We start from the raw sequence: 21,444 nt of genomic DNA, 5'->3' as shown, positions 1-21,444 counted from the left end.
TTTGAATTCTTATACAGCCAATCCGGTACAACGCGCGCAAGGACGAACGCAGCAGCACAGCTGACGGGAAATTACCTGAGCTGTTCCAGATGATGCTTGATCAGCAGATCCGTTTCCAGCAGGGGCAGGCCGACCACGGCGCTGTAGCTCCCCTCGATACGGCTGACGAACTTGCCAGCAATACCCTGAATGCCGTAGGCCCCGGCCTTGTCACAGGGCTCACCGGTCTGCCAGTAGGCCTCGATTTCGGCCTCGTCCAGCTTGCGAAATGCCACGTTGGTGGTGACCAGTCGCACGTCACAACGATCCTTGCTGGCCAGCGCCACCGCCGTCATCACCTGATGCACCTTGCCGGAGAGCGCCTCCAGCATGTCTTTGGCATCGAGCAGATCGGAGGGTTTCTCCAGCACTCTGTCGCCCAGCACCACTATGGTGTCGGCGCCCAGCACCGGCAATGCGTCAGGCGCGATGGCCACACCGGCCATCGCCTTGTCGCGGGCGAGACGGCAGACATAATCCTGCGCCTTTTCGCCCTCTTCCCGCTGCTCGGGCACATCGAGTTTCAACACCTCGAAACGGTAACCAAGCTGGGTCAGCAGTTCGCGACGACGGGGAGAACCCGACGCAAGATAGAGTTGCAGTTCGTTGTTTTTGCTCATATTTACCTGATATTGAAGCGGCGCCGCACTTTGCGCAACACCAGAAACACCCAGGGCCATATTAGCATCGTCGTCAACGTCGACCAAAAGTAGGCGAAGTTGAGGCTGGCCCGGCTAAACAGGTGCTCGGCCCAGAAGACCGTCAGTTTGCCCACCAGCGAGAGGCAGCCGATGATCAGCGCCTGCTGCCAGAGGGAGAAGTTGCGGATCTTCTGGAACTGGAAGGCCGCCAGATAGGTGGTGATGGCCATCGCCATGGCGCGCACGCCGAGGGTGCTGCCAAGCAGCACATCCAGCAGCAGACCGGCCACCCAGGCGGTACCGACGTTGGTCCGGTGCGGCAACGCCAGTGCCCAGTAGATGAGCACCATGGCCAGCCAGTCCGGACGGAATGGATCAAATTCAAAGGGAAGCGGCAGGATCGACAGGCTTAAAGCCAGCAGGATCGAGATCCAGATCCAGATCCTGCCACTGGCGGGTTGCAGCATCAGCGAGTGGCTCCTGCGGCGGACGCAGCGGCAGCGGGGGCCGGGCGTTCGCCATCCTTGTCATTTACCTCGGGCTTCTTGTCGGTCCACAGCAGCAGCAGATAGCGCAACCGATCCAGCTCGACCAACGGTTTGGCCTCGATCTGGGCGAAGGGCTTACCCTCCACATATTCGGAGCGGGTCACGGTCGCCACCGGATAACCTTCCGGGAAGCGTCCACCAAGACCAGAGGTGACCAGCAGATCACCCACCTGAATATCGGTGTTGCGCGGCAGGTTGCGCAGCTCCAGCTTGTCGAGTTCGCCACTGCCGGAAGCGATGGCGCGCAAATCGTTGCGCAGCACCCGCACCGGAATGCCGTGGCTGGAATCGGTGATCAGCAGCACGCGACTGGTGGTGGAGCCAACATGGAGCACCTGACCAATCACGCCCTGATCGTTGATCACTGCCTGACCGTTGTAGACGCCATCCAGTGCCCCCTTGTTGATCAGCACCTGATGGCTGAAGGGGTCGGAGTCCACCGACAGCAGCTCGGCCACCATCTTGCGGGACTCTTTGTGTACCGGCGAACCGAGCAACTCGCGCAGCCGCTGGTTCTCGTGCTCCAGCTGATCCATTTTGAGCAGGCGGGCGCGCAGGGTGAACAGTTGTTGCTCTTGCTGCTTGGTCTGCTCGATGAGATCGGCGCGGGTCTGCACCTGGGTCGACATGGTGTCGAGCAGGGTGCCGGGCGCATTGGCCATGTACTGCAACGGACTGACTAACGAACTGAGGTAGACGCGGACGTGGCTGAACACACCGAAGCGGGAATCCGCGACGATGGCAGCAATGGAGATGATGACGGCGAGAAACAACCGTAACTGAAGCGAAGGGCCTCTACCAAAAATGGGTTTCATGGGTCGTCAAAAAAGAGCCGGCACGCTGGCCGGCTTTGGGTCTTATTCGTAGTGGAACAGATCGCCACCGTGCATATCGATCAGCTCCAGCGCCTTGCCGCCGCCACGGGCCACACAGGTGAGGGGATCTTCGGCAACGACGACAGGGATACCGGTCTCTTCCATCAGCAGACGGTCGATATCTTTCAGCAGCGCACCACCACCGGTCAGCACCATGCCACGCTCGGAGATGTCGGAGGCCAGTTCCGGCGGAGACTGCTCCAGCGCCACCATCACGGCAGCCACGATACCGGACAGCGGCTCTTGCAGCGCTTCCAGGATCTCGTTGGAGTTGAGGGTAAAGCTGCGCGGTACACCTTCAGCCAGGTTGCGACCACGGACTTCGATCTCGCGCACCTCTTCGCCCGGGTAGGCGGAACCGATCTCGTGCTTGATGCGCTCGGCAGTAGCTTCACCGATCAGGCTGCCGTAGTTGCGACGGACGTAGCTGATGATCGCTTCGTCAAACTTGTCGCCACCGATACGGACAGACTGGGAGTAAACCACACCGTTCAGGGAGATGATGGCCACTTCGGTAGTACCACCACCGATATCAACCACCATGGAACCGGTCGCTTCGGAGACCGGCAAGCCGGCACCGATGGCAGCGGCCATAGGCTCGTCGATCAGGTAAACCTCGCGGGCACCGGCACCCAGAGCGGATTCCTTGATGGCGCGACGCTCAACCTGAGTGGAGCCACACGGTACACACACCAGCACACGTGGGCTGGGGCGGAAATAGTTGTTGTCGTGAACCTGCTTGATGAAGTGCTGCAGCATCTTCTCGGTCACGTAAAAATCGGCAATCACGCCGTCTTTCATCGGGCGGATCGCGGAGATGTTGCCCGGGGTACGGCCCAGCATCTGCTTGGCGGCATGACCGACAGCAGCGACCGATTTGGCGTTCCCGCGCTCTTGGCGAATGGCGACAACTGAGGGTTCGTTAAGGACGATCCCTTGATCTTTTACATAGATCAGGGTGTTGGCAGTTCCCAAATCGATCGACAGATCGTTGGAAAAGACGCCTCTGAGCTTTTTGAACATGGCTACGGGAAATCCTAAGAATTTGGAGGTGCAGAAAACCGGCTAACTTTACCAATGCCCACCCCAATGGGCAAGCGCTCAAACTGTCGCCAATCAATCAAGCGCGACAAAAGTGCGAGTCATTACTCACTTGCTCAGGCTTGCCAGCCCTCATAAACAGGGTGTGGGGGGGAGAAGATGCTTCTCACCCCCTGTTGTGGCACTTCAACGCAATATTTCACGGCGATAGATAATTCTGTCATTACCGCGGGTCGAACCGAAGATAGCCTCCCCTTGCAGGGTCAGCGGATCAGAGAGCCAGAGCGGTGATGAGGGTTGCTTCGCCAGGTCCACCTTGTAGGGAATACGTACTGCGATCCCGGGTCTGGCAAACTGGAACAGGATCTCGCCATCTTTTGCCATACCCGACATAGCACCGGGAGGTGTGCTGCCCAGCCCCAGCTTGATGGGTAACCCCACACCCAGATTCAGACTACTGCTTGCCGCATCAAACGAGTGACTTGGATTGAGGAACGCAATCCCCTGACCAGCAAGGGATAGCTGAGTGCACTGATCCAGCTTGTTTAACACCCAGTTGCCCGCTTCGTAATATTGCATCTGCAACGGCACCGCCAAATCTGCCGACGCCAAACCGGCCTGAGTACCGGCAAACAAGCGCCCAAAATAGGCCTGCATTGGCACGCTATCGATCAATCTTGCATTGCAAGCAGCCCCGCTACAATTGCCAACTACTGCATCGTTGAAGTCAGGCGTAGCGATCAAGGTATTGCCGCCGTCGTTGTCGTTCATATAGAGGCCGAACAGCAGCGACTTATAGGGACCATCCGGCTGGGTATCAGAAAGACGAGCCAACGACGTGGTGCCGTTATTCAACACCGCCTTACCGTTGGCCCATGGCAGCGAAGCAAGGCTGGTCAGCCGGCTCGCCAGAGATTTGCCGTCCTTGTTGTTGGCGACGGAAATATAGGCACTGCCCTTGGCGAAGGCGCCAGTATAGTTCTGGGTCTGTCCCCCGGACTGGTTGCGAGCCCGCACATCCAGCGTCACCCCAAAAGGTTGCCCCATGTAGGAGAAGACGTTGCAGGCCGGCATTATGTCGCCACTGACCAGATTGAAGTCGGTCGGCACAAAACGCCCCAGTGGCGCGCTCTGGGCTGAAGGGATGGTATAACCGAAGTAACCATTGGCTGGCGGGGTTGCCGTCATGCTGAATACCCCAACCTCGTTCACCGTCTGGTTGACGGTGTTGATACTGTTGGTTGCCGCCGCATGGTTATAGGTTGCGGTTCCTACCGTGGCATTGGTACCAGGTGTTGGCGCAACCAGGGTAGTGCCAAGGGCAATACCATTCAGGACAAAGTTGGGAGTGGCCTGATTCCCCGTACAGAGATCGTTGTCACTACCTGACTCCCAGGCCATAGCCTGGATCTGGATCGGGAAAGTCGCCCCCGTCTTTCGGAAAACCGGGCAGCTTGCGTAATTGCCGGAACAGCTACCACTGGAGCTGGTGATACAGAGCCCCACCGGCCGAGCCACAAACTGATCCGATCCTGTCATGATCAGGCCGGCTTCATTGCCACTACCGTCATAGCGGGCATCCAGCTGCACCTGACCGGCATCGGGATACGCGACCGTTATGGAAGATTGCCCCTGAGCATCAAAAGCGAGAGAGAGGGGGGTTGCAGCGCCCTGACTGGCACCAATCGTACTGCCGTTGACGCTCATCTGGCTGTTATAGGGGTTATTGGCAGGGGTGATATAGCTGCTCCAGAACTTGACGCTCTTGGTCTGACTGGCAAAGCCCGGCACGCACTGCTTGGTCACATCGCTTTTTTTGACCGCCTTGATGGTGACCGTCTGTGGCTGATTGGAATAGGTATCAGGCACATCGAAGAAGAAGCCGCTGTCGGCAAAACTCAGAGTGCAGGCCGCCGAGCTGAGTGTACCGCTACCCGCTTTACAGAGTGTGGTACTGAAAGGCTTGGTCGTTGGCGAAGAGCCGGATACCCCTATGGTCACCGAACTGGCCGTATTGTTGCGCAGTTGCACCGTTGTCGTGCCGCCGGTAAAAGTAACCGTATTGCCACCTATCCAACCATTGCTGGCAGAAGTGGGAGTAAGACTCAGAGTCGCGGTCACCGGGTCTGTGATTAGCGTGGTACAAGCTGGATTGGCGCACGCCTTGATCGTCACAGTTTCAGGATTGCAGGTCAGTGCCTGACCTGAGTGATAGAGCTCGAAGTGGTCAATCTGCACACCGACGGGATTGGAGCGCAAAGCACAAATCTGAACGTTATCGAGCTCGTGTATATTCGTCGATCCACCTGTGGAGCCTGTAAGGGAAAGCAGGAAATCATTGGGCACCTGAGATTGACCGCTCAGGCTCTGGGCATTGAACCAGTCGATCAGTGTGACGTAACCGCTACCGGTATCCCGTTCCACTTTGACCAACGACTGCCCGGTAATGCGGGAATCGATTGTGAGCTGGTACTTGTGATTGGAACCGCCATTGCCATCAACCGTCGGGCTCAGACAGTTACTGAAGGTGTTGGTTGTCCCATTGTTGCAGGCGCCTCTGAGATAGTTGTAACCACTGGTTCCGGAACCAGAGCCCCTAATGGCGACCGACTGTCGCCGCTGCCCGACGTTGGTCGTGCCGCCCTCGCCCGAATAGTTACCGAACTCGTCGAAGCCAATCCCCAACCAACCTCCGGCAAAGCCGGAGATACCTGGCTTGAAACCATAGCCAAGCGGACCACCAAATGCTCCAGGCTGCGGTGTCACTGTCGCATCGGATAGCACTACCGCCATCCCATCAGCCCCGTTGCCGCCGTATGCATAGTGGTTAAAGGAGATAGTCACCAGATTGCTCGCAGCAGGAAATAGGCGCTGATAGGTCGTCGAGGTAGCCTGATTGCCTACAGCCTGAGTGATACGCAAGCGACCACTGACAATTGAGGGAGTGAAGGAGCCGCTGCTGGTTTTCACCACCCAGTCGCTGCTCAGGGTACCGGACGAGAAGTTATCGCTAAAGCAGGTCAGTGACGGGGTAAACGCCTGATCATTAATGGCGCTGCTACTGGCCATGGTCAGGGAGCGGCTGGTGGCACGTCCATTGATGACCGAGGTGTTGTTCATCACCAGAGAAGCATCTGAATAGACATAGCCATTGAGCAAAGTATCGCTGTTGAGCGTGATGTCCTGATAACCGAAAAGCAGCAAGGACCCCATGCTGGAGCGATTCAAAACGGCGCCATTGAGCTGTGCAGACTGATTGACGAAGATCCGCACATCACCCTGTATCTCGATCTCGGCCCCCTGATTGAGGATCAGCTGATCGATCCAGTAATCCCCGCTTGGCAGCACCAGCTTGGCGCCGCTACCCGCTTCCAGTTTCTGGATCCGGTAATCGCTACGGGCAGAGGAGAAGGTGACGGTACAACTGTTATAGAGAGATAGATTGGAAAACTGGTACTGGCTCGCACTACCCAGGTTGATACTTTGCCCGGCAGTGCAAAAAGAGATGCCGCCACTGCTGCCATTACCGGTTAGAAAGGAATTCGCGCCATTTGTAGAAAGGCCTTGAATAGTATTAGTTGCAATAGTGCATAATCTTCTGCTGCCATTGGCATTATCACAGCTATCAGTGGGCATGCCGGAACCTTGATTGGAATAGCAGAAGTTGAGAGAGCTACCTCCAGTTCCGGTTATCTTGGCGCTGTTATTCATGGTTAAAGTGGAATAATTATTTCCCCACCAGCCACACCAACCATTACCAGCCCCACCATGTCCTTGCACAACCGCAGGAAAATAGGTTGAGTTGTTGATAGTCTGAAACGCCCCGGCCGCGCTACTGAATATCCAGAAGACCAGCATCAACCAAACCTTGCGCATCAGGGTGTACCTCCATCAAAAGCTTCCACCATCACGGTTCTGCTCACCATAAAATCAGGGCTATCCGAGGTGAGGTCACTTGTTCCGCATGTACCAACACTCTCCAGTCTATAGCCGTTGGTCACGGTTCCGTTGTAAGTTACCGGCACACTGCCGCAACGCACCACAGCCTGACACCCCGCAAGCCCGGGGTTGGCGGTAAAGTTGACTGAAGTGGTTGCCGGGCACAACGCGGGAGGAGCCGGCTGGGCGAGAGTACGATTGGGAAACAACCGATAGAGCGCCACTTCCAGCCCACTCTGTGCCGCCAGCAGGGCCCGCACACTGCGCACCTCCACGGTATTTTTCTCGCCGCTGTCGACCAGAAAACGGCCCATGGCCGCAGCCAGCAGTGCCATGACCACAATGACGAAGAGCGCGATCATCAGGGCGCTCCCCTGTATAGCTCTGGGCGGGCGCGAATCAAGGGACATTGAGCACCTCGATCTTGTGGTTGAACGTGACCGACTCCCCCTTGCGCTCGAATACGAAGCGCATGCCAAACTCCCCTTCCGCGTTGAAGGCTGAGGTTTCCCGATAGAAATTGCCGGAAGCAAGAGAATCGGCCATCAACACGCCGGTGGCAGGCAAGGATGCACTGATGGCAGCACTTGCCCGGGTGATCGTGCTGCCCTCCACGCAATAGCGAACCTGCTGATTGGCAAAATAAACCCGGCTCCCCGGCGAAAGGCCAGCCAGACTCTCGGCACTGGTATAGCGGATGGATTGTGCACCGGATACCGGAGTCTGCACTGCTGTGACGTTGGCCACGCAGCGCCCGTAATCACAACCACTGCTCAGGGAACTCGCACTGGAATTGGGTAACGGAAAGACCACCATCAGATCACCGACTTTGACTGCAGTCGCATCAGTGCTCAGGGGATCCGTCGCAGCGGCAGGCGTTGCCATCACCAGCTCCAGCGTGGAGCTGCTACCAGATACCGTTTTGTTCAGGGCAAGGTAGCGGCTGGAGGTGCTGATGGGCCAGAAACGCAGGCAGACACCGGAATCAACCCAGAGGCCGCCCGCAGTCTCGATCCGCTCAGAACCGGGTACCGCATTGCGCAACTCGCGGTTTAGCCGCTCCATAGCGAAACGGGCATCGCTCATCAGCTGCTCACGACTGCTGGCATCGCCGTAGATCTGGGTACCAATACCGATAAACTGGCTGGTAAAGGTCGCCATTATCCCGAGCAGCAAAATTACCATCACCAGCTCGACCAGAGTAAAACCGCTGGCTGAGCGCAAAGCGGTAGGGACAGTGCTATGGCTCCGTTGGATAACTCTGCCCATCAGTAATTCCCCCGATAGAAGGAGAAATCGAGCACGCTCTGATTGGGCAGGCGAACCTGCAAATCGATGCGCTTGCCTACCGAGCAGGGTGCCGTACAGTTCTTGAAGGTACCATCGCTGAAATCAACGGCACTGACAGCGATTTTGACCTGATAGTTGCGATACTCAGCGCTGCCGATACCTGACGAAGTCTGGGTAAACCAGCTGGCATCCCGCCAGTTGCCTGCCGTATCGAAGTCATCCACATCGTTGTAGGCGTAGGGGGCTGGCTCACCATCAGAACCATAACTGCCTGAACAGGGTGCAATCGTCACACCGGCAACCTGTTCGCCACAGCGATAACGCCCGCCATTATGATCCGACTGCTCATCAAACGACTTTTGCAGGATCTCGCCAGTCAGGCGCTGGGCCAACTGGGCGGCACGCACCTGCTGCACCGGATCAACCGCCTGCGGCGCCTGATTGATGAGTAAACCGAGAATGCCGGTCAGCGCCACCGCCAGCAGCACTATGCCGACGATCAGCTCGATCAGGGTAAAACCGCGTTCAGGGGTTCTCATGGATATAGCCCTCTGACTCGATCCTGATTGCCCCCGTCTCGCGACCATCGCTTACCTGCAGGGTACATCCCGCACTGCAAACCCCGATTGGTCGTCCCATCTGATCGAAACGGAGCACAAAGCTGCTGTTGTTATTGAGGGAGATAGTCATACCGGCAGAAGGGGTGACCGGACGACCACGGGTGCGTTGATTGCCACTCCAGCTGGCAATGGCGCCAGGTGCGGGACAAACTGCGCCGGCAACAGCCTGGGTAATATGAGCAAAACTGGATGCATCGACCACCAGCTGGGTGCAGCGGTTGGCAGGCTCATGCATATTGACTGTCTGCACCAAGCGCAGCCGGGTCAGCAACTCATCACGCAAACTTTGAGTTTCAAAGCCGCCTTTGCCCAGCCATTTGGGCACGGCAAAGGCGGCCAGAATCCCGAGTAATAGGATGACAATAACTAATTCAATAAGGGTAAAACCATGTCTGCCAATTAATCCTTGTCGCATGCCACAATTACCCATTTGAAGAAGGCTGAGAGCAAACTCTCAGCCTTCAGTATCATCTTGTTAATTACAAGCGTTCGTGACTGCAGATGGAACCGCAGTTGAAGTAGCTTCGGTATAAGTTACATAGCAAGTTGCCGAACTGGTAGATACTCCGTTCGGGAAAATCTTGATGGATGCAGGGTTAGAACCTGTCGGGGCTGCAAACACCCAATCATTTGCGTTCAGCTCAACAACGGCGGACAAAGCAGCTGAAGTCGCAACAGGGTAGCCAAACAGAGTCGAAACTGTCTTGCCATTGCCCAGATCCAAGGTATAAGCAGTACTTTCTTTATCTTTGCCTTTAAGCACAGCCTTGCTGTAAACCATGGCGCCAGCCGAGCTCAAGGATCCTTCAACCCCTTTCAAAGTGGACGTTCTTGCATCATCCTGCAGATTCAGGAACTTGGGCGCGGCAGTCACTGCCAGAATACCCAGAATGATGATCACGATAACCAGTTCGATCAGGGTAAAACCCGCCTGTTTTTTCATTGCACTTTCCTCTGTCAATTAATGTTGGTGGTCACCTGACCGGAGGCCGGACGGTAACTGAAACTCATAAATGCATCAGTACTGCCTTGCGGATCCTGATACTTGCCATCGCTGCCCTTACTTAAACTATTGACCAGATAGTAACGGCAGACCGAATCCAGTCCATTACTGCTCACGGTGGCATAGTATTTCAGGTCATTACCACTACCGCGCACTTCACTGAAGCTGGCCGTAGCCTTGGGCGGGTTTTGCAGCAACCCCTCCCAAATTTTCAGACACCGCGCAGCCGTCAGATTGGCAGGATCCACATCGGGAGTGCCGCCAGCTGCGGTATCCATCGGATAACCCGGCGATAACTCGCCGTTGCTGATCTGGGTATCGGTCGGTGTTGTGAGATAGAAACGGGAACCGTCATAGAGTACGGTGTTGAGGCTATCCTGTTTGGCCCGACCCTCGGCTTCCCACTGGGCCCGCACCAGAGATACCCCGGTAGCAAAACCGCCGGAGACCCCCTCGACACTGGCCTTCTTCGCCTCGTCAGTCACATCGAGAAAACGGGGCAACGCCGTTACCGCCAGGATCCCCAGGATCACGATGACGATCACCAGCTCAATCAGAGAGAAACCTGCCGTCCGTTTCATCATCCCTCTCATTGGCACTCTCAGTGCCGTTGATTTCATTGTCATGCACCCTCCCCAATAGAGCCTGTATTATTTCATGCAGACTCAAAAAAATCATGCCGTTAGGCTCTATCATCGCCCTTGTTCAAGGTGATTTAATCACGCGCCCGTCAGAAAATTGATAAAAGAGCCAATAACCATCCCACCCGATGTCGCAACCACTGCCATCGGCGCGGGCCAGAAACTGCAGAGGAGGTAGATCCTCCTGCTGTTCTCCCATCAGCGCCAGCCACAGCTGCCGGCAATCAGCGGAAGGGGATTGCAGTGGCGACAGACCAAGTGGCCAGCCTCGCTCATCGAAATGCCAGCCCTGCTCACCCACATAGAGCGTCCGGGGCCGCCGCTCATCGAGCCAGAGGCCGTGCAAACGTTGTGCCCGTTCGGCAAATTGCACACCCAGCAGGGTGAGAGTGAGTTGCTGTGCCTCCTCCCGGTTGTGCTGATAAGTGCGCGCCAGCGTAGCCACGATAATCATCAGCAGGATCACCACCGCAATCCGCCGATAGCCGCCGAGCCAGCGGTCATCCTGCACTGCCTGTCTGCTCATCCAGCCCTCGACTCCCCGCGGCTACGCCAGCAAATTACTTGCCTCTTACGGCTCTCATCATGTCCCACATCGGTGTGAAGATACCCAGCGCCAGGATCAGCACCATCACAGCGACAATCCCAATCAGGATCGGCTCGATCCGCGCGGTGAGGCTCTTGAGGTCATAGTCGACCTCTCGCTCGTAATATTCAGCTGCTTCATGGAGCAGGTCATCGACTTGACCGGTCTCTTCACCCACCGCAATCATCTGCATTACCAGCGGGGTGAACAGTCCGCTGCTGCTGGCGGTGCGCAGCAGGCTCTCGCCCCGCTCGATCCCGGCCCGCATATCACGGATCCGGCCAGCCATCCAAGCGTTATCCACCGCATCAGCAACCAGCGTCAGGGCCGTATTGAGTGGTACCCCGGCTTTAAGCATCATGGAAAAACTGCGGGCAAAACGGGCCAGCAGAGAGCGCTCTATGATGGTTCCGACGATAGGCAACCTGAGTTGCCAGCGATGCCAGGTCAGCTTGCCCTTGGGGGTCGCTACCCAGCGCCGCCAGCTGACAACAATAGCAATCAGGGTGGCGAGCATCAGCCACCAGTAGTGCACAAAGAAGTGAGAGGTCGCGAGCAGGATCCGGGTCGCCAGCGGCAGCTCCACCCCGAATTTGGCAAACATGCCGGCAAAGACCGGTATCACCATGATATTGAGGATCACCATGGCAATGCCGATGGCGATCAGCACGAAGCTGGGATAACGCATCGCCGTCTTGATCCGCTTGCGGGTCTCCAGCTCCAGCTCGAAATAGGTGGCAAGCTGCAGGAAGGCCTCTTCCAGCTGGCCGGTGTTCTCCCCGACGTGGATAATGGCGATAAAGAGACTGCTGAATACTCTGGGGTGAGCCTGCATCGAGCTCGACAAGGGTCGGCCGTTGCCAAGATCCTCTCCCAGCGCATGGAGCGCACGTTTGAGCGGCTTGCTATGGGTGCTCTCCTCCAGCCCGGCGATGGCGCGTAAGATCGGGATCCCGGCCCGGGTCAGGGCATACATCTGGCGGCAGAAGATCACCAGCTCGTCGAGTTTGACACCACCTTCCAGCAACAGCGACCAGTTAAGCTCAGCCCCCTTGGCCTTGCCCGGCTTGAGCTCGGTAGGCATCACACCACGGCGCATCAATTGCTCGGCCGCAGCCATTTCGTTGGCCGCCTCCACCACACCGCTGGTAGCGTTGCCCTGGTTGTCGCGCCCCTTGTAGGCAAAGTTAGCCATCGCTTACCCCAAATCCTCGGCCAGCCGGAGCACCTCATCCACCGAGGTGATCCCCTCACGGGCATAATCGAGGGCAGTGAGGGCCAGCGGCCGATAGTGCTCATGCTGACGGGCCGCCTTGGCAAAACCCTCAGCGTCATTGCGGCGCAGTGCATCCATCATCGGTTGATCCAGCTCCAGCAACTCGTACACCCCGATCCGGCCCGAATAACCGGTGAAGTTGCAGCTCTGGCAACCACGCCCCTTGTGATAGGTATGCTGCCCGGGGGCCTCTCCCGAGAGCACGGTAAGCCAGGTCGTCTGTCCTTCGTCCGGCACCTTCTCCTCGACACAGTGTTCGCAGATCCGTCTCACCAGTCGCTGGGCAACAACCGCCCGCAGGGCACTGGCCACCAGATAGCCCGGAGCCCCCATATCGATCAGGCGCAGGGCACTGGTCACCGCATCGTTGGTGTGCAGGGTAGTCAACACCAGATGACCGGTGATGGCGCCGCGCAGGCCGATCTCCACCGTCTCGTTGTCGCGCATCTCGCCCACCAGCAGGATGTCCGGGTCCTGACGCAAGGTAGAACGCAGCACGTGGGAGAAGGTGAGGCCAATCTTGGGGTTGACCTGCACCTGGCTGATGCGAGGCAAACGGTACTCCACCGGGTCTTCAACCGTGATGATCTTCTGGCTCGCCTGATTGAGCTCGGAGAGGGCACCATAGAGGGTCGTAGTCTTGCCGCTACCGGTCGGGCCTGTCACCAGGATCATGCCGTGTGGCCGTTTGAGCTGACGGCGGAAACGGGTCAGGATATCGGACGGCATTCCGGTTTCGGTCAGCGAGAGGATCCCCGAGGATTGATCCAGCAGACGCATCACCACCGACTCGCCATACTGCACCGGCATGGTAGACATCCGCACGTCCACATCACGGCCGCGCACCTTCATGTTGAAACGGCCATCCTGCGGCAAGCGCTTCTCGGAGATATCGAGCCCCGCCACCAGCTTGAGACGCAGCACCAACGCCTGAGCGATACGCACCTCGTTGAGGATATTTTCATGGAGGATGCCGTCGATCCGCTGGCGAATGCGCAGCACCTTCTCGTCCGGCTCGATATGGATATCCGAGGCGCCAACCTGCACCGCGTCTTCAAACAGGGAGCGCAGCAGCTTGGCCACCGTCGCCTCCCCCTCATCATTAGCTCCCAGATTGCTGGAGCCCAGCTCGAAGCCGGAGTCCTGATACTCCTCCTGCAGCTGTTCGGCGAAGCTCTCGATTTCGCGGGTACGGCGGTAGAGACGGTCGAAATACTCCAGCAGCTGCCCTTCTCGGGCAACCGCCAGCACCATGATGCGCGGGCTTAGCAACGCAGCGATGGCATCCAGTGCACTCAGATCGGCCGGGTCCGACATGGCCACCGTCACCCGATCGTCGGTGAGATTGACCGCCAGCGCCCGGTAACGGCGCGCCTGCACCTCGGGCAACAGCGGCACCGCGGCAGCATCTATGGTGAGGTTGTTGAGATCGAAGAAGGGTACATCCAGCTGACGGGCGAGGAACTGCAGCAACTGCACCTCGCTGATAAAGCCGAGGTCGATGAGGGTGGTGCCCAGCTTGCGGCCGGTCTGACGCTGCTGCTGCAGCGCGAGCTGCAGCTGATCATCGGAGATGATCTGTTCCTGTACCAGCAGGTCGCCGAGGCGCATTTTCAGTCTGGGTTGTGCCATTGCTACTCCGATTCCTGTTGTTCTCTTCCCCCCTTGCTCCATCTGATCCGGTGATCGTCAGGGAGCAAGCTGGGCAATCCGTTGTTCCAGCCAGCTGGTGGATGCTTCACCCAAGTTGCCATGCAGCTGGGCATTGCGATAGGCATCGAGGGCACGCTGGCTGTGGCCCTGACCATCCTCGGCCACACCGAGTCCCAGCCACCAGCGCCCCTGATCGGGCTGTTGGCGCAGCAGCTTCACATAGAGATTGGCCGCCTCGACATTCTGTCCCAGCTCCTGTGCCAGTCCAGCCCAGGTGGCGTAATAGTCCAGATTGCTGGCGAGATCGGGCTGATAACCAGCCAACCAGCCCAGCGCCTGCTGCTGCAACCCCTCGCTAATGGCAAGACGGGCCAGTAGCAGGCGAAAATCGGCCTGTTGCGGATCGAGCCGGATCCCCTCCTCCAGCAGCTGGCGTGCCTCGGTCAGCCGCCCTTCTCCGTAGAGCAAGCCGGCCAGCTGTTCACGGGCGCCCTGGTTATAGGGATCGTGGGCCAGCACGTCGTAGTAGTTGTCCTGCGCATCGCGCATATTGCCCTTGGCCATGGCGGTAGTCGCCTTGCGCTCCGAGAGCGCTGCCAGCTCTTTGGGTGACAGCTCGACCGTTTCAATCTTGAGCGCGCTCGGCTTGCGCGGTGCGGCGGCAGCCTGCTGCTCCGCAGCCAGCTCGGCATACAGCTCGGGCTGCAGCTCCTCATCGGTCGGCGTCCGCTGGTCAATCTCGCTGGAGGCATCGAAGGGAGCACCTTCCCCCGGCGGAGCCAGAGATGCCTCGTCTTCTGCTTCTTCCTCTGCAGATTCCGCCTGACGGGGCAGAGGCAGGGTAGCGGCCACTTCGGCCGATGCGGCTGAAGCGACCGGCTCGGCAACTCGGGCAACCGCATCGGGAGTGGCCTGCTCACTGACTACATTGGCTTGCGGCGCCACCGCACGGGTTTGCTGCCAGTAGATCCAGGTTCGCCACCCCAGGATCCCGAGCGCCAGCCCGCAGAGCAGGGTGAGCAGCAACATCCACCAACCCTGCTGGCGCGCCGGAGCGACGTAGACGGCCGCCCCTTCGGCACCTTGCTGGCGCTGCTCCAGATCTTTCAGCATCTGGTTGATCACGCTCATGACCAGACTCCATAAGCCAGGGCACATCCCAGCAATAGCAACAGCGGCCACCAGCGCCGCGGCGCAAAGCGGCTGGCATCGTCGGTATCGCGAATGGCGAGCCCTACCAGCCGGCCATCAACCTGACGAGCCCCCTGACCATAGGCCAGCATCAGGCACTTGTGCGCCAGGATGTTGATAAGCCTTGGCACCCCGCGCGAGGCGCGCCACAGCAGGCGCAAGGAGCGGCCGGCGAACAGCGGCGCACCGCGATAGCCGGAGACCTGCAATCTGTGCTCCAGATAGGCACGAGTCTCGTCAAAACTGAGTGGTCGCAGGCGATAGGAGAAGCCAATGCGCTGGCGCAGCTGACGCAGATTGGTTTTGGCCAGCCGCACATCCAGTTCGGGCTGACCAAACAGCACTATCTGCAACAGTTTGCTCGACTCGGTTTCCAGATTGCCAAACAGCCGAATGGCCTCCAGCGTCTCGTCCGGCAGAGCCTGTGCCTCGTCGATCAGAACCACCACCCGACTCCCCTGCTGATGCAGGCTGATCAGATGGCGATGGATGCGATCGGTGAGATCCAGCTCGCTCTGATCCCGCACTGACAGCCCCAGCTCCAGTGCCAGCGCGGTGCGCAGCTCGGCTGGACTGAGGTGGGGATTGGGCAGCCAAGCCAGGCGTACTGGGCACTCTTCCGAGCCCAGCTCGCTCAACAGTTTGCGGCAGAGCAGCGTCTTGCCAGTACCCACTTCGCCGGTCACCTTGATAAACCCTTCCCCCTGAGCCAGCGCCCAGTTGAGCACCTGCAGCGCCTCTTCATGAGGCGGCAGGCCGTAGTAGAAACCGGTGTTGGGGGTAAGGCTGAAGGGCGCCTCCTGCAGGCCGAAATGAGTCAGGTACATCAGTCGTTACCTGCTGCCACGGGCAAGAGGCCTCTGCGAACAAATCGCCGCAGGCCACCCGGAATAAGACTGACCGCTCGCTGAGTCATGAGTTAGCCCTTGGAGGGATACCACTTGTCGAGCAGATCGGCGGAACGCTGCAACTCGTTCTGCCAGGTTCCATCTTCCACCACAGTCGGCTTGAGCAGAATCACTAGCTCCACCTTCCTGTTACTTTCACTGCGGTTGGTAAAGGCTTCGCCCACCCAGGGGATATCGCCCAGTAACGGCACCTTGCTGACAGCCTCCTTCTTGTCGGTCTTCATCAGACCGCCGATGACAATGATGTCGCCATTTTTGGCCTGTACCACGGTATCTGACTCACGAATAGAGCTCTTGGCGAGTGGTAATTCCAGGATGTCGCTGTCAGTCACCTTGATGGTCTTGGTTTGCTCTTCGGTATCAATGACTGAGGGGTGAATATGCAGCAGCACTTTACCCTCTTCATCGATCTGTGGCGTGACATCGAGAGAGATACCCGAGAAGAAAGGAGTCAGCTCAACATTAGGCGTAGTTCGGTCACCACTCGCCGTACTCACCGTTGTAGTCGAAGCATTGGTGACAAAATATTCGTCGGTACCGACTTTAATCACCGCCTTCTGGTTATTGGTGGCGGTAACGCGCGGACTGGAGAGGGTATTCACATCGCCCTGGGTCTTGAGCAGATTGACGGTCACATCGAAGTTGCCGTCGGAAATCTTGAAGCTGGCTCCACCACCGAGCGCGGTAAAGATCTGGTTGGATGTACTGGGCAACTGAGTATTTGCCAGAGAGCCGCCAGTGGTCATCCCCTTGCCATCGGCAGTTGCAGAGAGTTTGTTCCAGTTCACTCCCTGCTCATAGCCTTCGTTAAGCGAGACTTCAAGAATCCGAGCCTCCAGAACCACCTGACGCTTGAGATGATCTTCCGACTGGCTGAGGAACTCACGTACCGCCTTGAGCTCTTTTGGATAGGCCCGCACAGTCACCAGACCCGCCTGTGGGCTAGTGATCACGGCTCGTCCATCCCCGTTGCCAATCAGCGTCTGCAGTGCATCGCGCAGATCGGTCCAGTAGTCGCTATTGCTGTCGGTCTCGATCCGGGTGCCATTGCCACTGCTGTTCGAGTTGCTCGAGTTATTTGTCGTGCTATTGGTCGTGCTGTTGCTGGATGAGCTGTCGAAATTGCTGTTGCTGCCGTTGTTGTTGTCATTGGCAGTCACCCCGCCAGTACTGACCGAGGTGCGGGAGAGGCCGCGCCGGGAGAGCATCAGATAGTTGACCGGGATGGTCTCGGTACGCAGGCCGGCAGGATAGATATGGAAAACACTCCCTTTGCGCTGCACGTCGAAGCCATACATATCGCCAACTACCGCCAGCACTTCGGGCAGGGTGACATCTTTCAGTTCGACCGAGACCAGCCCGGAGACCCCGGGATGCACCGCCACGCTATAGCGGGAGCCCTTGAACAGGGAACCGAAAAACTCCACCGCTTCCACGTCATGGGCAGCAATACGCAGCCGCTTCTCCGACATGGCAACCGGCATCTGCGGCCGGTTCAGTTGCAGCAACTCGCTCTGCACCGACTTGGGCAGCGTGGTCAGGGGGGCATTTTGCTGCTTCTGCTGCTCATTCATCGCCTGCTTGAGCGCGTCCTTGGCCTGGGTTGGCTCCGGGTGCTTGTAGGTAGTGCAGCCTGCGGCCATCATGGCCAAGGTGATCAGACAGAAACGGTGTATTTTCATGTAATTAGTGCACCCTGCAATGAAACTCGATAAACCCGGCTTACCTGCCAATGGCTAGTGCGGCTCAAACCCTGATCTTGCTGGCAAACAGTGCCACCGAATGGCGTTTTCCCGCCTTCTCCAGCACCACCGCATCGGCGTTGATGGCCACCAGCTTGTAGCCGTCCACCTGCTGCCCGACCCGATAACTCTTGCCATTGAGTACCGCCAGTGCCGGGCCATTACCCAGCATGATGCTCTGCAGCTTCGGCAAGCCGACGCTGTTCTGGCCGGTTGCACTCGCGCCAACCGCCACATCGGCCAAGGGCGCAGTGGGATCCTGCAACACTTCGACCGGCTCGGCTTGCGCCAGCAACGCAAAGAGGCAAGCTCCCAATGCAAACCATCTAGCCACGAATAAACTCCTTGCTGGTACTCAGGGTGTAGATCTCCATCTCCACCACAGCCCCCGGATAGGCTTTCACCTGATAGTCGAACTGTTTCCAGTAAAAGTGGCGAGGCAACGCCTCCAGCGCCTTGAGATATTGATATACATCGAAATAACCGCCTTCCAGCTGGAGACGGATACCGTGTTTGTAAAGATTGACCTTCTGCCCCTGCTCTCCGGCCATCAGTGGCGTCGGCTCCAGTGAACTGAGTGCCAGCATATGGAGATTGGCAGAGCGGGAGAGCAGCGCCTCCAGCACCTGCGGCATCTCGTGCGCCGGGATCAGATCGACGGTCTGGGCCTTGAGCGCCTCATCGACAGCGGCAAGATCACTATCCACCCGGGCTAGCTGTTCACGAACCCCCTGATTGGGATCCCGCTGCAGACGAGCCTGTTTGCCCAGATTCTCCAGCCCGAGGATCTCGAGATCGCGTTCGGCCGCGCTCAGGGCCATGCGATCCTGTTGCAGCCGGGTGTCGGCACCATCCAGCCAGCCATAGACGCTGGCAGCCACCAGCAACACCAGCCCGGTCAGCAGGATAAGCACCCGCTCCCGCTGGCTCAGGGCTGCAATCCGCCGGGACCACTCCTGCCATTGTGCTTTCAGGTTCATCAGGGCTTCTCCCGCGCAATGCCGCTCAACTGGAACGCAAGACGCCCCTCCTTGTCACGACTCAGGGTCAACTCGCCAAACTCCTTGCCCATCAGAGTCGGCGCCTGCTTGAATCGGTTGACCCAGGCCGGCACATCCTGACTGCGACCGGCAAAGCCGGAGAGATTGATCCGCCCTTCGAGGATCTCGATCCGTTGCAGGGAGAGATTGCTGCTGCGAATGCGGGAGAGATCGGCCATCACTCCGGCATACCCCTGCGATTTTTGCAGGGATAAGGAGCCCAGCTGGCGCAGCAGCTCCTGTCTGGCCCCCAGATCATCCTGCTTGTTGAGCAACTGCTGCTGCAGAGCCGGATCGGCCAGATGGCGCGCCAGATCGGCATCGAGTCGCTGCGCCTCGCTGCGCTTGAGCGCCAGCTCGGCATTGACCTGTGCCAGCGCCCTGCTGACACTGTGCTGCTGCCAACCGTAACCGGCGCCGACCAGCAAGATAACAAGCAGAGCAACACCCCACGCCAGCACCATCTGGTTGAGGCTGGCCCACTGCCGCTTGGGGTGAAACTCGGCGCCATAGAGGTTTATCTGACGTTTCATCAGGCATCCTCCCCGATGGCGGCAGCATAGGCCGAGAGGTATTCGACCCCGGCCAGTACCGCCTTGTTGGCCATGGCTGAGACAGCGAGGCCGAAGGTATGCTCCATGTGGCGAACCAGAGTGCCGATAAAGGGCGAGGCGACGGCAAGCTGCATCTGGCCAATCTCCGGCAGTTTGAGCTGGCCGACCAGATAATCGAACGAGCGCTGGATCTCCAGCGCCAGCGAGTCGAGCAACATGCTGTCAGGCTCCTGTTCGCCGGTCAGGGAGGCAAAGCCGCGCAACTGGCGGGAGAAACAGAGCCCCCCCTGATGGAAAACCAGCAGTTGCAGATCCTGCCCCTTCGGCTGCCAGAGCAGCATGCGCACCGCCTCATCCGCCTCATAGAGGGAGGTCAGCGCCAGCTCGTCACTGATGATGGATTGCAGGGTGGCAATGCCGTTGATCGCCTCCGCCAGTTGCTGCACCCTGCTTTTGGGCAGGCAGATGACATTGATCCGCGGTCGACCGGCGGGTGGAGTGGGCAGATCCACGTAATCCATCGCCAGCTGCAGCACCGGCTCGTTGACATAATCCTTGATGGCCCAGGGGAGCGCCCCCGCCATTTCGGCATCGGGGACGGCAGGCTTGTCGATCTGGATCTGCTGATAGAGCGGGGCGGCCAGAGCAACGCGTACCCGGGATTTGGCAAGGCCGTGGCGAGTGAATAGTTCGTTGACGGCGAGCGGCCACTCTTGCGGGCTGTTGATGGCGCGCGTAGCAAACACAGGGGGATTGCCCACAGCTGCCAGCATGATCCTGTCATTGGCCAGCAAGAGCCCCACCTGGCGGCTTGGCGTCGACCGTCTGAACAGTTGTTTCATGTAAGCCCGCCCGTCATTAGTGATTAAATGAGTGAAACATTAACATAAACAGCAGATTAGCCTCCAGACAAAAGAGGGACTCACCATTGCAAGCCAACCCTTCGCCGTCGGCGTTTGAAATCAGTGCCATTGGCCCATCACCACTGCAAGCGCTCCACCATCCCCTGCTGACCCGCTATGGCGTCGAGCTCTGGTGCAAACGGGACGATCTGATCCACCCGCTCATCTCCGGCAACAAGTGGCGCAAGCTCAAGTACCATCTGTACCATGCCCGCGAACACGGCAAATGCCACCTGCTCTCCTTTGGTGGCGCTTACTCCAATCATATCCATGCCTTGGCCGCTGCTGGCCATCAATTTGGCCTTCGCACCACAGGTATCATACGGGGCGAAAGTGACTCAGTCAGCAACTCTACCCTGAGCGATGCCAGACGCTGGGGCATGGATCTCGTTTTTGTCGATCGGCTGAGCTACCGGCGGCGGCAGGAGCCGGAATGGCTGGCTCAATTTGAAGCCGCAGACACCCTCATCGTTCCCGAAGGCGGGAGCAGTCCTCTCGCCATCCCCGGCGTGGCCGAACTGGTAACCGAGCTCCCCTTCTCGCCGGATCTCTGGGTGCTCCCCTGCGCCAGCGGCGGCACCCTGGCCGGCCTGATTGCAGGCAAGCGGGAAAGGGAGCAGATCCTCGCCATCGCCGTGCTCAAGGGAGGCAACTTTATCGCCGACGAAGTGCGCCGCCTCTACTCCGCCGCCGCCACAACCCCAGGCTGGCAGATCGCACTGGATCATCACGATGGAGGTTACGCCAGATTCAGCCCGGCGCTCTGGCAGTGGGTACAGGCCTTCAGCGCCGAAACCGGTCTGCCGCTGGAACCCATCTACAGCGGCAAGGCAATGTACGGGCTGTTTCGCGAGCTGGCTGCGGGTCGCATTGCCCCGGGCAGCAGGATCGTCTTTATCCACACCGGTGGCATGCAGGGGCTGGCCGGGCTCAGGGAGCAGGGCCGCCTCTGAGA

22 protein-coding genes are annotated in these 21,444 nt (G+C 58.6%); 1 reads left to right on the top strand and 21 read right to left on the bottom strand.

Going from position 1 to position 21,444, the window contains the following annotated elements; translation table 11 throughout:
- Window positions 1-71: 71 nt before the first annotated feature.
- From BS300_RS16815 to BS300_RS16715, 21 genes are all read right to left on the bottom strand, one after another.
- Window positions 72-659, bottom strand: a complete 588-nt coding sequence (locus tag BS300_RS16815) for a Maf family protein (protein WP_033112547.1) — start codon at window positions 657-659, stop codon at window positions 72-74.
- Window positions 660-661: 2 nt separating this feature from the next.
- Window positions 662-1,147, bottom strand: coding sequence for a rod shape-determining protein MreD (gene mreD, locus BS300_RS16810; protein WP_033112548.1), 486 nt, complete (start codon window positions 1,145-1,147; stop codon window positions 662-664).
- Entirely contained in the window at window positions 1,147-2,043 is an 897-nt protein-coding gene (gene mreC / locus BS300_RS16805) for a rod shape-determining protein MreC (RefSeq protein WP_033112549.1), read from the bottom strand. Before mreC ends, mreD begins: the two co-directional genes overlap by 1 nt.
- A 42-nt stretch (window positions 2,044-2,085) precedes the next feature.
- The gene (locus BS300_RS16800; protein ID WP_005340051.1) at window positions 2,086-3,126 is read right to left on the bottom strand and encodes a rod shape-determining protein; all 1,041 of its coding nucleotides are present in this window, start codon (window positions 3,124-3,126) and stop codon (window positions 2,086-2,088) included.
- 204 nt (window positions 3,127-3,330) lie between these two features.
- Window positions 3,331-7,020, bottom strand: coding sequence for a DUF6701 domain-containing protein (locus BS300_RS16795; protein ID WP_071914114.1), 3,690 nt, complete (start codon window positions 7,018-7,020; stop codon window positions 3,331-3,333).
- Complete coding sequence (locus tag BS300_RS16790) at window positions 7,020-7,445, bottom strand: MSHA biogenesis protein MshP (protein WP_083593519.1); 426 nt, start codon at window positions 7,443-7,445, stop codon at window positions 7,020-7,022. The genes BS300_RS16795 and BS300_RS16790 overlap by 1 nt, the downstream gene beginning before the upstream one ends.
- A 37-nt stretch (window positions 7,446-7,482) precedes the next feature.
- Entirely contained in the window at window positions 7,483-8,307 is an 825-nt protein-coding gene (locus BS300_RS16785) for a type II secretion system protein (RefSeq protein WP_143241830.1), read from the bottom strand.
- Between the two features lie 44 nt (window positions 8,308-8,351).
- A complete protein-coding gene (locus BS300_RS16780) occupies window positions 8,352-8,912 on the bottom strand; it encodes a prepilin-type N-terminal cleavage/methylation domain-containing protein (RefSeq protein ID WP_071914109.1) in 561 nt (186 codons plus the stop codon).
- Window positions 8,899-9,408, bottom strand: coding sequence for a prepilin-type N-terminal cleavage/methylation domain-containing protein (locus tag BS300_RS16775; RefSeq protein WP_071914106.1), 510 nt, complete (start codon window positions 9,406-9,408; stop codon window positions 8,899-8,901). Before BS300_RS16775 ends, BS300_RS16780 begins: the two co-directional genes overlap by 14 nt.
- 60 nt (window positions 9,409-9,468) lie before the next feature.
- Entirely contained in the window at window positions 9,469-9,936 is a 468-nt protein-coding gene (locus tag BS300_RS16770; RefSeq protein ID WP_043851019.1) for a prepilin-type N-terminal cleavage/methylation domain-containing protein, read from the bottom strand.
- A gap of 14 nt (window positions 9,937-9,950) precedes the next feature.
- Window positions 9,951-10,622, bottom strand: coding sequence for an MSHA fimbrial major subunit MshB (gene mshB / locus BS300_RS16765; protein ID WP_104016474.1), 672 nt, complete (start codon window positions 10,620-10,622; stop codon window positions 9,951-9,953).
- Window positions 10,623-10,701: 79 nt separating this feature from the next.
- Complete coding sequence (locus BS300_RS16760) at window positions 10,702-11,163, bottom strand: hypothetical protein (RefSeq protein ID WP_071914104.1); 462 nt, start codon at window positions 11,161-11,163, stop codon at window positions 10,702-10,704.
- A 34-nt stretch (window positions 11,164-11,197) separates the two neighbouring features.
- Entirely contained in the window at window positions 11,198-12,418 is a 1,221-nt protein-coding gene (locus BS300_RS16755) for a type II secretion system F family protein (RefSeq protein ID WP_071914102.1), read from the bottom strand.
- Between the two features lie 3 nt (window positions 12,419-12,421).
- The gene (gene mshE, locus BS300_RS16750) at window positions 12,422-14,131 is read right to left on the bottom strand and encodes an MSHA fimbrial ATPase MshE (RefSeq protein ID WP_071914100.1); all 1,710 of its coding nucleotides are present in this window, start codon (window positions 14,129-14,131) and stop codon (window positions 12,422-12,424) included.
- Between the two features lie 57 nt (window positions 14,132-14,188).
- Window positions 14,189-15,283 (bottom strand): tetratricopeptide repeat protein, encoded by a 1,095-nt coding sequence (locus tag BS300_RS16745; RefSeq protein ID WP_071914098.1) that lies wholly within the window; start codon window positions 15,281-15,283, stop codon window positions 14,189-14,191.
- The gene (locus tag BS300_RS16740; protein WP_071914096.1) at window positions 15,280-16,170 is read right to left on the bottom strand and encodes an AAA family ATPase; all 891 of its coding nucleotides are present in this window, start codon (window positions 16,168-16,170) and stop codon (window positions 15,280-15,282) included. Before BS300_RS16740 ends, BS300_RS16745 begins: the two co-directional genes overlap by 4 nt.
- A 92-nt stretch (window positions 16,171-16,262) precedes the next feature.
- Window positions 16,263-17,933: a pilus (MSHA type) biogenesis protein MshL gene (gene mshL / locus BS300_RS16735; protein WP_071914094.1), complete on the bottom strand. Its 1,671-nt coding sequence runs from the start codon at window positions 17,931-17,933 to the stop codon at window positions 16,263-16,265.
- A gap of 64 nt (window positions 17,934-17,997) precedes the next feature.
- A complete protein-coding gene (locus BS300_RS16730) occupies window positions 17,998-18,327 on the bottom strand; it encodes an MSHA biogenesis protein MshK (RefSeq protein ID WP_071914092.1) in 330 nt (109 codons plus the stop codon).
- Complete coding sequence (locus BS300_RS16725; RefSeq protein ID WP_071914090.1) at window positions 18,320-18,973, bottom strand: MSHA biogenesis protein MshJ; 654 nt, start codon at window positions 18,971-18,973, stop codon at window positions 18,320-18,322. The genes BS300_RS16730 and BS300_RS16725 overlap by 8 nt, the downstream gene beginning before the upstream one ends.
- On the bottom strand, window positions 18,973-19,566 hold the full coding sequence (locus tag BS300_RS16720; RefSeq protein WP_071914089.1) for a PilN domain-containing protein: 594 nt from the start codon (window positions 19,564-19,566) through the stop codon (window positions 18,973-18,975). The genes BS300_RS16725 and BS300_RS16720 overlap by 1 nt, the downstream gene beginning before the upstream one ends.
- Window positions 19,566-20,429 (bottom strand): hypothetical protein, encoded by an 864-nt coding sequence (locus BS300_RS16715; protein ID WP_043851010.1) that lies wholly within the window; start codon window positions 20,427-20,429, stop codon window positions 19,566-19,568. Before BS300_RS16715 ends, BS300_RS16720 begins: the two co-directional genes overlap by 1 nt.
- Window positions 20,430-20,515: 86 nt before the next feature.
- Between BS300_RS16715 and BS300_RS16710 the strand changes: the two genes are divergently transcribed.
- Window positions 20,516-21,442, top strand: a complete 927-nt coding sequence (locus BS300_RS16710) for a pyridoxal-phosphate dependent enzyme (protein ID WP_071914087.1) — start codon at window positions 20,516-20,518, stop codon at window positions 21,440-21,442.
- The last annotated feature ends 2 nt before the right edge of the window (window positions 21,443-21,444 follow it).

This window comes from Aeromonas sp. SCS5, assembly GCF_001887375.1.
Classification (GTDB): Bacteria; Pseudomonadota; Gammaproteobacteria; order Enterobacterales; family Aeromonadaceae; genus Aeromonas; species Aeromonas jandaei.
The sequence above is the reverse complement of the archived record's forward strand: the minus strand, read 5'-3'. Positions and strand labels throughout refer to the sequence as shown.